The 14,410-nt window shown below is 48.0% G+C and carries 4 protein-coding genes and 1 pseudogene; 3 read left to right on the top strand and 2 right to left on the bottom strand.

Going from position 1 to position 14,410, the window contains the following annotated elements; all coding sequences use genetic code 11:
• Positions 1 to 6 precede the first annotated feature (6 nt).
• On the bottom strand, positions 7 to 1,398 hold the full coding sequence (locus AM231_RS22095) for a stalk domain-containing protein (RefSeq protein ID WP_242615274.1): 1,392 nt from the start codon (positions 1,396 to 1,398) through the stop codon (positions 7 to 9).
• 312 nt (positions 1,399 to 1,710) lie between these two features.
• On the opposite strand from AM231_RS22095, the gene AM231_RS22090 reads away from it, so the two are divergent.
• Both AM231_RS22090 and AM231_RS22085 read left to right on the top strand, forming a co-directional pair.
• Entirely contained in the window at positions 1,711 to 3,414 is a 1,704-nt protein-coding gene (locus AM231_RS22090) for a DUF4127 family protein (RefSeq protein ID WP_054404538.1), read from the top strand.
• 260 nt (positions 3,415 to 3,674) lie between these two features.
• Positions 3,675 to 4,013, top strand: coding sequence for a sigma factor-like helix-turn-helix DNA-binding protein (locus AM231_RS22085; RefSeq protein ID WP_054404537.1), 339 nt, complete (start codon positions 3,675 to 3,677; stop codon positions 4,011 to 4,013).
• A 439-nt stretch (positions 4,014 to 4,452) separates the two neighbouring features.
• Here the strand turns inward: AM231_RS22085 and AM231_RS22080 are convergent.
• Positions 4,453 to 12,068 (bottom strand): annotated as a pseudogene (locus AM231_RS22080) (pullulanase).
• A 384-nt stretch (positions 12,069 to 12,452) separates the two neighbouring features.
• Between AM231_RS22080 and AM231_RS22075 the strand changes: the two are divergent.
• The gene (locus tag AM231_RS22075; RefSeq protein ID WP_054404536.1) at positions 12,453 to 14,372 is read left to right on the top strand and encodes a beta-N-acetylhexosaminidase; all 1,920 of its coding nucleotides are present in this window, start codon (positions 12,453 to 12,455) and stop codon (positions 14,370 to 14,372) included.
• Positions 14,373 to 14,410 lie beyond the last annotated feature (38 nt).

The raw sequence follows: 14,410 nt of genomic DNA, 5'->3' as shown, positions 1-14,410 counted from the left end.
AAAACATTACTTCGTAACAGCTCTCCAGCTGTCGCCTGCATTCACTTTGACCACACCATCGTGCACAATCGCGATTTGCGAACCGGCAACCGTAATGGAAGTTACGTCGGCTGGTACCGTGTACAGCTTGGTTTGTTTGCCTGTCATTGTGCTAATGGAGTAGATCACACTGCTGCTGTCATCCTGAGCTGCCAGCACATACAGAACCCCGCCAGATAGCAGCGCTTGCTCTACATCGTAATCGGCAAACACCTTGGCGGCTTTTTGGGAAGAATCCACCGACAGCAGTACTGCTTTATCATCTGTTGACGGAATGCTGACATAGAAGGCCTTCTGCCCATCATTTGAGAGCACAAAAACTTTGTCATCTGAAGATGCAGTCAACTGCACAGCCGCAGGTTTCGATTCTTCGCTGTTATATGAATAGATTTGCGTCTGGTTGGAAGAGTAATCAATGCTTACGTTGTCTTCGTCGATATTGGTTGTGTCCGAGGTTACGGTGCCCAGCGTGGTTACGGTGTAAACGAACTTCTTCCCGTCATTGGAAACACTCAGATTCTCCTTGTAATCCACCTTGTCCTCCACGATTTTCGTGATGGAACCGTCGGTAAGACTCAGCTTGGCAATTACCGTACCCTTATCCCCTTGCAGGAAAAAGATGGCGCTGCTGTCGGCTGACCACACAAGCTCCGGTTTAATACTGGCATCGCTTGTAATCAGGCGGGATGCTCTGTTCTTCAGGTCCAGTACGTACACTGCACCTTCTGCGTCCGTATAGGCTGCTTGGTCGCCGCTTGGCGATACGACCAGATCGGACCCGCCGCTTGTCGTAAGCAGGAGCTCGAACTTACCGCTAGCCGTATCAACCAAATAATCCGCTCTGCCTTGCTCATCGCTCTTGGAGAGGATCAGCTTGCCTTCACCGGCAAAACGAGGATTCTCCGCGCCTTCCAGCAACGGTACTGTGCTGATCTCCAGAACTCCTGCCCGGCTGGCAAGCGTTCCGCCAAGCCCCGTTACCAAAGGCCTTAAGGCGATATAACTTGTGCCAACCACGTTTGTGACGGGCTGCTTCAACGTGGACTTCACGCCATCCACGGTAATTTCTTTCGAATTGGACTTCAGGACGAGGGTATGTCCATTCAGCTTCACGGTTGTAGTACCGTTATGTACTTCTGCTTGCGCACCGGTGGCGCTAACCACATCGCGGAGTGATACAAGCGTCTCCCCTTGTTTCACCAGGGAACGAATCACAACGGTGCTGCCATTGATGGTAAATGTGGAGTTTTGCACCTGTGCAGTGGCAGCAGGCTTTACAGCTGGCGCAGCCGATCCTGCGCTAACGACAGAAGTACTCAGCACTGCGGCAACCATGGAAACTACGAACGTCTTTTTCATCGACATTGGCTCTTGTCACCCTTCTTTATATCATTCTATTGGTATACGTCTGCGTTCACCTGCTGCTAAAAACTCTACTATTCTTTCTATTGATGAGAGCGTATCTTGCTCATCCCCCCAAACGTCCGATTGTCCATCAAAGTATAGTAACCTTGCTTGATTGTAATTATAGGAGCAGATTGTAAACGGAAAATACTGGAATTGTTAGATGGATGTCAATATTTTATTCATTGTTGGTTGTAATTTGTGGTCTTAAATCGCCTTTATTAGTGAAGGCATTAGCCTATCAAAGTAAAGGGGAGATTCTATAATATGAAAAAAGTATTGTATGTCCCACTTGATGATCGACCAGTAAATCTGGATGATGTCATAACGCTAGGTAAAAGTGCAGGAATACATGTCATTACTCCACCCCGTAGTGATATTAGAAATCGGTTAGATTCGCAAAAGAGTACGTCAGGCACAACATTGCTAGGCACATCATCACCGTCATACGGAAATACCGCGAATATTCGTCAATTCATCCTCAATCATGCTGCATCAGCTGATGGTTTTATTATCTCGACTGATATGCTTGCATATGGCGGTTTGATCGGCAGCAGGCGACTCCGCACAAGTGGCGGGGGAACTTATCCAGACTTTGATCCAGTAACTACTAACTTGCTTGATGTTATCCGGACAGTTAAACAGTCTTACCCGAGTAAACCCATTTTCGTGATGGATACAGTCATGCGCTTGGCTACAACGACATTTGCAGGAGGTTTAACTTTTGATGCGTATACCGAATCACGCTCCTTCATGCAGCAACCGCGATTGGTAAGGACTGATTTTAATGACATACTAACAGGATACAATTTATCACCAACATCGTCTGAGTATGGCAATACCGATCAATTCAATAAAGATCAATACTATAATGCTCGTCAACACAAATTTAAATCGAATTATTATATTTTGGATCAGCTTGCGAAACAAGGTTACATTGATTTTTTGGCTGTTGGAGTCGATGATGCTAATACTCAAGGCGTACAGATTAATGAAATACGATTCATTGAAAATTTTATTAATCAGTCACTTGGTGGTAGTGGTGGTCAAAATCCTGATCGGGCCGTTATTCTTCCCGATGCGGATGGACTTGGTCATTCTTTGATGGCTAGAATGGCGAATCAACTATATCGCGGTGGGGCTAAACCAAGCTATTCTGTGCAATATTATGGGCCTCATGGCTCCACTATTACGAGTCCATACGAATATATGAACGTACACCAAAACATTCAAAGCCACGTCGATATTATTGGTGGTCAGAACGTAACCGATTCTCCAACGTTAGAAATCTTAGCTATCACGGCAGCAAGCGAAGTTTCTAATGCGGTTAGCAGGATTGTCGCTAATAGTACAAATCGAGTGCTTACCATAGTTATTGATTTTGTAGGCTCGGGCCCAGCAGACAGCACAGTTACCGAGGCACTTCTCGACTGTCAGCATTCTGGGAGCATTCTGGGCTACAGTGCCTGGAACACACCAGGAAATAAAATTGGCATTGCTCTCGGAATGGGCCAAGCACGATATGCATTTCTGGTAACCGAAACCGTACCATCTGCTTTGAATGCAGCTGTAAATGCACACGGTTCACTGCTTTTCAAAAGATTTCTGAAAGATTACTATTATAAAAAAATCGCCATCGGTGAGATTCGAACCTACTCTCGGGAGCATTCCATGTATACAAACGTTTCATCAATCGCTGATCAAAATATGGTGCTTTTTAATACAACAACTGACTATTCACACATGCTCGTGTTACTTCGAGATCGAATGCAAACACATACAGCTACACTTGCAGCAAAAGATGCATTTTTGATTGATCGTTCAGGAGCATCGTATAATATACGGCAAATTAGCGGTTCCAGCTGGTTTTTCTCAAGTTATGCCGCTGCAACATTGTCATATAGTAACCCCAATTTTATTTGGGGACGTGCATTTGAAGTTACTTTAAGTCCAATCGTAACTCTTCAATAAAAAAGCAAAACAAAATCAGCTCGACTCCATTGATACGGAGTCGAGCTGATTTTTTGGTGTTTTCCGCTAATCTAAGGATTTATAGTTTCCTTAACTAAAGAAAATGATACTCTATTTACTTTCCATCCTTAAAAGAAAGAGACGGCTATAGTTTCACAACTAAATATGGTAAAATAAATAGGAACAAATGTTCCTGTTTAGGTTGTGAATTATGTCTTGAAAACTCCTATATAGTAGACGCTTAAGAGGGAGGGAGATTTATGGACAGCCAATCATTAATGATTGAGCGTTATCGCAAAGAGGTTTATCGTATAGGATGGCGATTGCAATATCGAAACAGAAGAATACGTCAACATGAATTTTTATTATTCGATAATATCTCTGCACAACTGCATGCTCCCAGTAGAATCGACAACCGAATTTTGGTACAGGAGCTTCTTTTAAAACTGCCCGAAAAAGGGAGAATTATTATTTATAAACTTTACATCGAAGAATTAACAGAAGCCGAGGTAGCGGCACAGTTACATATAAGTCAGCAGGCGGTGAATAAATGGAAGAAAAAAATGCTTCAACAATTATCACAGATCACGAATTTTTGATGCTATTACAAGCAGCTAGACAAAAAGACTCGGGGGCAATGCTACGAATTATTGAGTTATTCCAGGGGGATATCGAGAATATCAGTAAGATGATCCGTATACCAAGAGAGGATGCTTTATCACACATTATTACGGAGTTGTTGGAATATATTCAGTCCGAGAAATACTTGTAGGTTATGAATTTTGCTAAGTGGTTATTTGATGATGATAAGCAAAGGTGGACGGTGGGTCTTGAATGGAAAACGATAACTCAATAAAAAACAATAAGGCAGCCGGTGATTGTGATCGGCTGCCTTATACATATTGATTAAATCTCACTTTTCCTTAAAAAACATAGAAGTCATATTAATATGATGATCAAATTACGATCCAATTTGTATGAAAACTTCATTGACCATATATCTGGATTTGCCATACGCGAATTGAGACGGGGCCTGGCTTATGGCAGCTGTTCCAACAGATTAAGCACGGCTTGCGCGCTTTCTGCACGAGTTGTCTTGCCCTGAGGCTCCAGCTTGCCATTGGCATGCCCTTTCATCAAACCAAGGGACAAGGCTTCCTTCACCTCTTGGACAGCCCATGAAGAAATTAACTGCTGATCCTTCAGGTCTGGTGCCTTCGCTGAAGAAGAAGCTTCCCCCGTGCTCTGGTATGCACGATAAAGCATCACAGCCAGCTCCTCGCGGGTGATTGCCGCATTCGGAGCGAAAGTGTCCTTTCCTCTGCCGTTTACCAGTCCATGCTGATAAGCTGCCGCAACGGCGGATGCATACCATGCATTGCTGTCCACATCCGTGAAGGTCGTACCTTGCGTACCTTCAAGGCCCAGAGCCCGAACGAGCATCGCCGCAAACTGGGCCCGTGTCAGCTGCTGGCTCGGGCTGAACAGCGTATCGCTCATGCCATTCACTACCTGTTTGGCGGCAAGCTCTTTGACCGCCTGCTCTGCCCAATGGCCCGTCAAATCGGCAAACGATTTGTCGTATTCCAGCACGGCATATTTGCTGAAATGGCTCACTTCTGCTGTCAACAGACCATTTACCAACCTGCTGCCCGCATAATTCAGTTGGCCTTGATCCGAGATATAATAGATGCCGGCCAGCTTATCGTTAATATTGCTATCGACTGCAAAACCGAGCAATACAGGTGCTGCAAAATGTTCCAGCTTATATGCCTTGCCGTCTTTCGTCCGGACGGACAGGTCATAATCATACATCTTGCTGCCTTGCTTCAATTTTGCCTTCTCGAAGGCAGCTGCTTTGGTTACAAGGGAGGCAGCCGTCTGCGAAGCAACCAATTCCAGTTTGAACGAAATCACCGCATCCTTAACCTGATCATCCGGTACGAGCTGGCGCAGCGCTTTAAGCAGTGCGGATGGAAGCTGAATGCTCATGCCATCCCGCTTCAGCTCCAGCGGCTTCGCTCCCAGGATGTCCGCTGCCGTCAGTGGCAAGAGAACTTCGATATCCGCAGCATCAAGCTGAATCGTCACTTTCTCTTGTCCGCTGCGCAATGACTCTTCGTTGACAAAACGCTGACCCGGATTCGATTTTACTGCCGGATCGGCAGGCGAATTCCCACCTGCTGCCCCGCTGCCGTTTCCACTACCCGGTTCGTTTACAACACCACCTCCAGCATCAGGATTGGTGCCGTTGTCCCCTCCGCTCCCTGGAACAGCTGCCAGAATGACGGTTCCGCCATCTGACATTGACGGAAGGGCTACGGTTACGGTCTGACCAGCATTTACGTTATAAATGCTGCCGCTGTAAAGATCCTTCACCTTACTGCCCGCCTTGAAAGGCACCGGCAATTTCACTTCTTTCAATTCATTCTTCACATGAATCGCGGTCACGATATGCTCTCCCTTATACTCCTTATCAAATGCGATATAACCATCGGTATTTGAAGCCACTAGGGAGGTGCGTGTTCCCTTCGAATATACTTTTGAATATGCCGCTCGAATGTTCAAGAGCTTCTGGTAATGCGTGAGCAACTGCTTCTCCGCTTCCATCTGATCCCATGGCATATCGCCACGGTTCTCACTGAATTCACCCTTGCTCATATCCCCGGCATTCTTGCCCGAGCGCCCGAGTTCTTCGCCATAATAGATGACCGGCTGGCCTTTGGATGTAATCTGCAGCGCCGCAGCCGCCATCAATTTCGCCTTGTCGCCGTCCACGAAGTGAGACAGGAAGCCATCCTCATCATGGCTGCTCAAGAATTGTCCCATCATGCGGGTGTTATCCAGCTTGGCTTCACGGTCAGCCAGGTAGGCCTCGACCGATTCCACGCTGCCGTTCACGAACTCTTGGGCTTTTCCCTTGAAGCCAAAGTCCAGCAAGCTGTCCATCTGTCCGCTTTGGAGCGTTCCACCATCGCTGTCCACTGTAGCTCCGAAGTATTCTCCGATCATCTTGAAGCTCGGGTCAAGCTGGGTCAGCGCATTCTTGAACGCCTTCCACGTCGTTTCATCGACATGCTTCACTGTATCTACCCGGAAGTAGTCAATCGTGTCTCCGCGGTCGGTTTTGGCTCGCTCCAGCCAGCCTGCCTGCCAATCGATGATCTGCTCGCGCACAGCCGGATCCTCGGTGATGAAATCAGGAAGGCCATCAAGCTCACCCTTGATCGGATCCGTATTTGCCGAAAGACCGTCGTCCGTACGGAGCATGTCTTTAAAGCGATCCTTATCCTGCTGTGTAATGCCAGGCGCGTTGTCCCCCGGTTTCAGGCCATAACCCGTATGGTTGACGACCACGTCCACCATAATTTTGATGCCTCTGTCATGGGCCTTGTCGATAAGCTCTTTAAACGTGTCCAAGTCGCCTAAATGCTCGTCAATCTTCGTAAAGTCTTTGGCCCAATAGCCATGGTACCCATACTGTTTGCCCCCAAATCCTGCACCCTGATTAAAATCGATATTATCGACAATCGGCGTAATCCACAGCGTGTTCACGCCCAGATCTTCGATGTAATCGAGCTTATCGATCAGCCCTCTGAAATCACCGCCGTGATAGGCTTCCGGGTGATCCTTGTCGACATTCTCATTATTGGAAGTATCCCCATCCATGAAACGGTCGGTCAGCACAAAATAAATGCGCGCCTCGTCCCAATCGAAATCGAGTTTGCCGCCTGCAGTTCTTGACTTCACCGTCACTGCAGCTTCGCCTGTATGCTTATTGCCGTATTGGTCGACGAGCGTAACCGGAATACGCTTGCTGCCCGCTGCGACCGTATCTTTAACAGCAATGCTCTGCTCCAGCAGCTCGGTATCGACCTTCACTTTAGCCGGACCGCCCAGCTCTGTCAGGTCGATATAGGCTTCGTTATAGTCGACGGGCTCTGACGAGGCTGCCTTTAATTTCAGAACCGCATTCTCGTTGTAAGAGATCGAGCCGGGATTCACTTCCGCCTCCACAGTTACGGTTGGTTCACGATAGATCACCTGTGATTTCCCGTTCACCGTATTTTTCGGATCAGTGACTTCCTTCGTCGTTCCGTTATGATTGACGATAAATGTGTATTCGTACGTTCCCGGAGAAACACCCTTCAGCGTATAACTGAACCATTCCTTGTCAGGAACATAAACCATCGTCTCCAGCTTCCCATTAATTTTCACTTTCACGTCCGAGATGGTATCCATCCGTCCGTCCCTAAACAATTGATCGTCTCGATAAAAGAACGTAATATTACCGTCCGCAAGTGTCGGCCCCGTAATACTCGGCAAGATGTCCATCTTATGAACCATGCTGGTCACGTTGACCTTCGTGAAAGCTTCGCCAAGCTGAAGCGGAATCATGCGGTCATCCGGGATATCCTGCTTGTTATTGCTCCAGTCCTCTCCTTTAGCAAGTACAAAACCGACACCAGTTGATTCCGTAGAGACTTCAATCATAGCGGTAGCCTTACCGTTTTCGATCGTATCAAATTTTATCCAGCCGTTCTGTGCCCCCGTATTCCAAACCCACATTTTCCAGCCTTCGTAATCCTGATCCCGACGAATATAGTTAATCTGCACATACCGTTTGTTGTCGACGGCGTCCGCTGTAACCGTGACGATAATCTCTTTCTGGTACCCTCCATAAGAAGCAGTAATGACTGCGGTTCCTTCAGAGATCCCCTTTACCAAACCTGCTGTCGTTACTGCAGCAACCTGCGGGTTGCTGGAAGTATAGGCTGCTTGCCGCGTTACGCTCCGTTTGCTTCCGTCTTCATATTGAGCGTACAGCGTGGTCTGATGTGTTTTACCGGCCTGTAAGGAATAGCTGTCCTTATCCACAGATATCGCTTGCAGTACAGATGCTGCAGCATCCGTCTTAATGACAACAGCCGTCAGAGGCTCCAGCGTGATCGAGCCGGACGTTAACGTAAACCCTGACTTCGTCTTAACGCCAGCCACGCCTGCTTCATCGTTATCGACCAAGACTATGCCGGAAGTCAGATCCTCGTTAAGCGTAAGCGTTCTCGACTGGCTATCCGCATTCACGAACACATAATAGTTGCCAGTTCCATCGGTAGCTTTATTTTTAAACGCAATGACCAGATCCTTCGACTTCACTTCAGGAATCTGAAGCAGTGTCACGTTGGAATTTACCATGGACTTATCGCCAAGGCGGAAAGCATCAGATGATTTTCTAAGCTCAATTAATCCGGTTGTATATTCCCGGGTCTTGTTATTCTCCGGGTACTTGACCTCGTTCGTTGCCTTTTCCCAATCAAACATGTTGATGGCATCGGAAGAGTCATAGGAATCATGAATGAAATAACCGAAGCTCTGTCCGTTCTCATCCTCTAACTCATGGTACTTCTGCTCAGGTACCCCTTGACCGAGCCATTGCTTGGTTCGTCCGTACTCCTGTCCTGCATGAAGGAACGAGGTTCCTTGCGAGGTCAATGTGAGCAGGTTGCCCAGGCGAATGCGCTTATGAATCTCCAGGTCATTCGCTGCAATCGAAGGATCCTTCTTGATGGACTGCGCAATGATATCGTACAGCGGCAGATTGTCATGGGCTTCAATGTATTGAACCATGTCACCCGGATCATCTTCCTTCGTATTGCTTGGCTGTGCCTTGATATTATTAAAAATCGTCTGGATATCACGTGCGCCGCCCGTAATGAATCGAGGCTCGCCTTCGTTGCCAAAGCCGGATTTCAGCTCGTTGCGGAACTCATCCGAGAAGACGCCGACGTCGTCCGTCTTATCCATCCAGTTCTGGTCCGCTCCCTTGCCTGCAAGAGAAGGATCTGACAGATGGCCGCCGAATGTGACCCATCCTTCGCCGATAAACAGGGCTTTCGGGTTGATAGCCGCCGCTGCATCATAAGCGTTCTGCACGGCTTCATACGTGGCATCGCCCATCATGTCCCAGCGCATGCCGTCGATTTTGTATTCGTCGAACCAATATTTTACCGAATCCACCATCAGCTTCTCGGCCATCTTGTGGTTGGTTGCCAGATTGTTGCCGAAGCCTCCGATGAAATTGCCGTTGGCGTCCTGGAAGGCATAATAATTAGGCACGATATCATTCAAAAATTCTGCCTTAGCCATATGAGTGTACACCACGTCCAGAACGACGCCCATGCCTGCCTCATGAATGGCATCAATCATCGCCTTCAATTCTTTAATTCGAAGCTCCGGATCCGTTGGATCCTCGGAGTAAGCACCGTCAGGCGAGAAATAGCTGTGCGGATCATACCCCCAGTTGTACTCATTATCTTTTGCCGAATATTCCAGCTCCCGATTCTTCATGGCCGCTTCGTCCCCGTAATACCAAGCCATCACAGGCAGCAGCTGGACATGGGTGACGCCCAGGGATTTAATGTATTCAAGCTTTTCTTTGAAAGCATCATACGATCCCCAAGTTGCGTTATGCAGGTCGCTTTCGATCGTTGGATCCGAGGTGAAATCTCGGACGTGAATCTCCCAGATGATAGCGTCTTCCCGCTGCTCATAACCTGGGATGTTAGCAAAATCAAAGCCGGCAGGATTCGTTTGACTCAAGTCAACGATAGCTGCTTTGCCGACGGTATCACCATCAGGTCCTGCTTCACCCTTGGTGTTCACTCTGAACTGCGCCATCGATTTGGCATACGGATCAAGCACAGTCTTCGTCACGCCATCGTTGGTCACTTCATATTGATAAAAATATCCTCTAAAGTCCTGAATTCCGAGGTCTCCAGGCTTCAATTGAACCGACCAAACCCCTTTATCGCCTTTTTGCAGGGGGACATTGCCGATTAAATTCTCTGCATTATCCTTGCTGTACAGGTTCACGGTAACACCGGTCGCTGTCGGCGCCCACAGTTTAAGCTCCGCTCCTCCAGCTTGGTATGTCGCCCCAAGGTCATCGCCATCGTAAGCATACATCTCATCCAACATTCTCCAGCCAGTTGAAGCCGATACGGTTTTTCCCGCGTAGGTTACGCTCAGCGGAATCTGATCCAGCTGGAATGAGGCAGATACTTCGATCGTAGTGTTTCCGGTGATCTTCACGTTTTGAATCGCTACCGGATTACTGGCCTTGTCCTTGATCTGAAGCTCATTTTTCAGCGTATCCGCTGCCAATCCATCGGTCATCGTAAATCCAAGTTGGATTTTACCCGGAGCCAGCACTTCTGCCGAAACTAACCCCGTAGATACTTCACCGTATGGAGATGTATAAACGGTATTGTCTCCTTCTTTGACAAACAGATGCTGATATCGGTCCACCAGGGTGAAGCCCTTGTCACCGCCGTCTTTGCCGGCATCTCCCTTAGACGGATCCAATACAAGGAAGTTGATCTTCTGCGCGTTCGGCTTCATTGCGATATCGACATAGGCCCCGTACCGATCAGTTTGACCTGGCGGGAACATCGTCGCGTCTAACGGCCAATTCTTCGAAGGCACCGCGACATCGTCGCCCCATAACCATAAGCCGTAGGAATTATAATTTTGATCCTGTCTCTGATAATGGATGCGCACAGTATCTGCCGGGAGGTCAACAGGCTCGAAGCTGTATACCGTATCAGACCCTTCCTTGAGCCATACTTCCTTCATGTCTGGTGAAGATAGTGCAAATTTCTTGTCGCCGCCGTCTTTGTTACCGCTAATGCGGTCCACGACGACAATGCCGACTTTTTGGGCCGCATCCTTTAACGGGATATCAACAAAAGCGCCATAGCTGTCCTGCTGTCCACTTGGAAATGGCGTGGCGCCTGTTGGCCAGTTTGCAGACGGAACAGCAACGTCATCAAAGATCCAAAGCCCCATGTTGCTGTAATTCGCATCAGTCCGGTTATAGTGAACCCGCAGGTGGTTAGCGGGGACTTGGGCTCCGGGATCTGTTGGTACGTTGTAATGAGCTGTTACGCCATGATTCTCGGCATTGTAGCTGAATGTAACCTTTACGTCTTGCGGTAGGTCAGCGCTTCCCGATTAGCCGGGTATACCTCGCTTGCCGCATCGCTCCCCAAAGCGATTTGATATTCATGATCACCGCCATACACATCAGCCGTGACCGTATACATGTTGTCATAATCGGAATCCTGCATGATCAACCGCGCATCCGCAGGGGACCAGTTCACAGCTTCGCCGATACCGGATTGAAAGCTGCCGATTACTCTAGGAAGCTTATCCGCTGCGAGCGGTGTATAGTATGTAGAATCTGCGATTCGATGAGTCCCGTGGTTGTAATAGAAAGTAACCTCGGAATCCTGGTCCAGTTTAATCACGATATTGTCGCCCTGATTAGAACCCTGAGGTTTCGTGTAATTGGCCGATCCGTAATTTTCCGTCCAATCACCATCTATGGCGATTTTGTATTCATACGTTCCTGCTGGTAGTAGCCCCGTAAGCGAGTATGCACCATTCCCCATATCTTTCATGGTGGTGACAGCGGCTGTCGGGTCCCACTCCAAGCTATGCCCCAGCGCAGGCTGTAAGTCGCCTACCAAGGTGACCTGTTTAGGCGCGCTATTGGCATGGACCGCCGATGGCGGAATGCCGAGCATCGACATAACTAGAGAAAAAATCATGATGATAGACCATGCTCTTTTGCTTGCTGCAATCATTCTCATTAACAAATAGCCTCCTTCTGTTTTTGAATTGCGTGCTGTTCATGCTATTTCGATACCACCTTTTGCGCAAACGCTTGCACAAATAGGATTGAGTCTCCATCCGATAATTCGTGACAATACCTGACAATAGCAGAGTAATGGTTTGAATTATAAAATAGAGTGGATAATTTGAAAGCGATTACAGTGTAAACGTTTGCACTTTTTATTGTAGTATCGCCGCATCTTGTCGTCAACCACATTTTGCCTTATTCATCAAAAAGATTTTCTAACTCGAATGAGGGATTCATCCAAACTTATTATTGATTTCCCCAGGCGATTACCCTAACATTAAACATTATAATGATATAATGTTTTTCTAATTCATGGATGCAGGGGGACTTCTAAATGAAACTTCGTTTCGAGGGCGATGTTACACATGTAATGCCCGGTATACAACTGCTGCTGGATGAACTGAATGTAACAATTGGGGAAGATGGATTTCCTGTTAAAGTGGAATCGTCGATCGAAGGCGAACTTCAGATTGGCCGGGATCAATCTCAAGCCTATATACGATACGGAAGGAAGCATCAATTTTTCCGGGGACTTGGCTTACTTATTCAACATAGCCGCAAGAGCGACTCATTCCACCTTCAAGAGAATCAGCAATTTGACCAAATCGGACCGATGTTCGATCTGTCCCGCAATGCCGTACTCACCGTGGATGGCTTCAAGCTCATGCTGAATAAGATGGCCCTGATGGGGATGAACAGCGTTATGTTATATATGGAAGATACCTATCAGATCGAAGGCGAGCCGTACTTTGGCTATATGCGGGGCCGTTATACACAAGCAGAACTGAAAGAAATTGACGATTATGCCGACCAATTCGGCATTGAGGCTTTTCCAAGCATTCAGACCTTAGCGCACTTAGAAGAGTTCTTGAAATGGGAGCCTATCCGGCATTACCGCGATACGAAGGGCGCCCTTCTCGTTGGTAGCGAGCAGACCGATTCTCTGATTGAACGGATGATCGAGACGGCAAGCGCCCCATTCCGCAGCAACAAGATCCATATCGGAATGGACGAGGCGGAAGAGCTTGGACGGGGTAAATATTTGGATTATAACGGCTATGTTAGCCGTTTTGATATTATGATTGACCATCTGGACAGAGTTCTGGCTGTTGTCCGGGAACGTGGCCTGAAGCCGATGATGTGGAGCGATATGTTCCTGAAGCTCGCCTCCGGCGGAGGCGGCGATGCGGCGTATTACGATAAAGAAACTTCCATTCCAGAGGAGATGGCCCGCCGCATTCCGAAAGACGTGGACATGGTGTATTGGGATTACAGCCATCAGGAGCCCGAGGACTATGAGAAGCTTATTTCCAATCACCGTCCGCTCGGCTGCAATCTTGTGTTTGCCGGTGCCGTCTGGATCTTCAACACCTTCGGAGTAAACTATGGCCTGTCCCTGAACGCTTCGGATGTTGCTCTGCAAGTCTGCAAGCAGGAAGGAATTCGCGAGGTATATGCTACGATGTGGGGTGATGACGGTAACGAGGGGAACCCGTTCGCTGCTCTACTTGGGCTGCAGCTCTATGCCGAGCATGCCTACTCGGAACAGAAGCCTTCCCAGGCTCAATTGGCGGAGCGCGTGAAGTTCTGTACGGGCATCGATATGGATACATTCCTGCAGCTGAAGGATTTGGACGAGATTCCCGGCCAAGAACCCAACAATGCCAAGCAGAGCAACCCTTCAAAATTCCTGCTCTATCAGGATGTACTCCTTGGGCTGTTCGACAAGCAGATTGAAGGATTGGACCTCTCCAACCACTATGCCGAGCTGGAGCAAAGCATACGTGAGAAGCGCGATTCGAGCGCGGAGCTGGATTATCTGTTTGAAATGCCAGAGAAGCTGTGCACAGTCCTCAAACGGAAGAGCGAGATTGGAATTGCGCTGAAGCAAGCCTATGACCGTCAAGATACAGATACCCTGAAACAGATGGCCAAAAATGTATTGCCGGCGATCTCTTCAGCGGTTCAGGAACTGCGCATCGCTCACCGTACACAGTGGCATCGCATGTTCAAGCCGTTCGGCTGGGAGGTCATCGATATTCGTTATGGCGGTGTCATCACCCGCCTGGATACCGCTTCATTCCGTATCCTGGCGTATACAGAGGGACGCATCGACCGAATTGATGAGCTTGAGCAAGAGCGGTTGGTATTCAGCACGACAAACCGTGACAATCACAAAGGCGTTGGCTGGTGCAGTCATTATTACCGCATGGCTTCTCCTAACGCATTCTATCATGTACTGAATCCGTTTTAAGGATAAGGATAGTCGCATATTTCAGTTTATGTCATTCA

Origin of the sequence: Paenibacillus solani (assembly GCF_001277345.1) — a bacterium.
Taxonomy (GTDB): domain Bacteria; phylum Bacillota; class Bacilli; order Paenibacillales; family Paenibacillaceae; genus Paenibacillus_AQ; species Paenibacillus_AQ solani.
The sequence above is the reverse complement of the archived record's forward strand: the minus strand, read 5'-3'. Positions and strand labels throughout refer to the sequence as shown.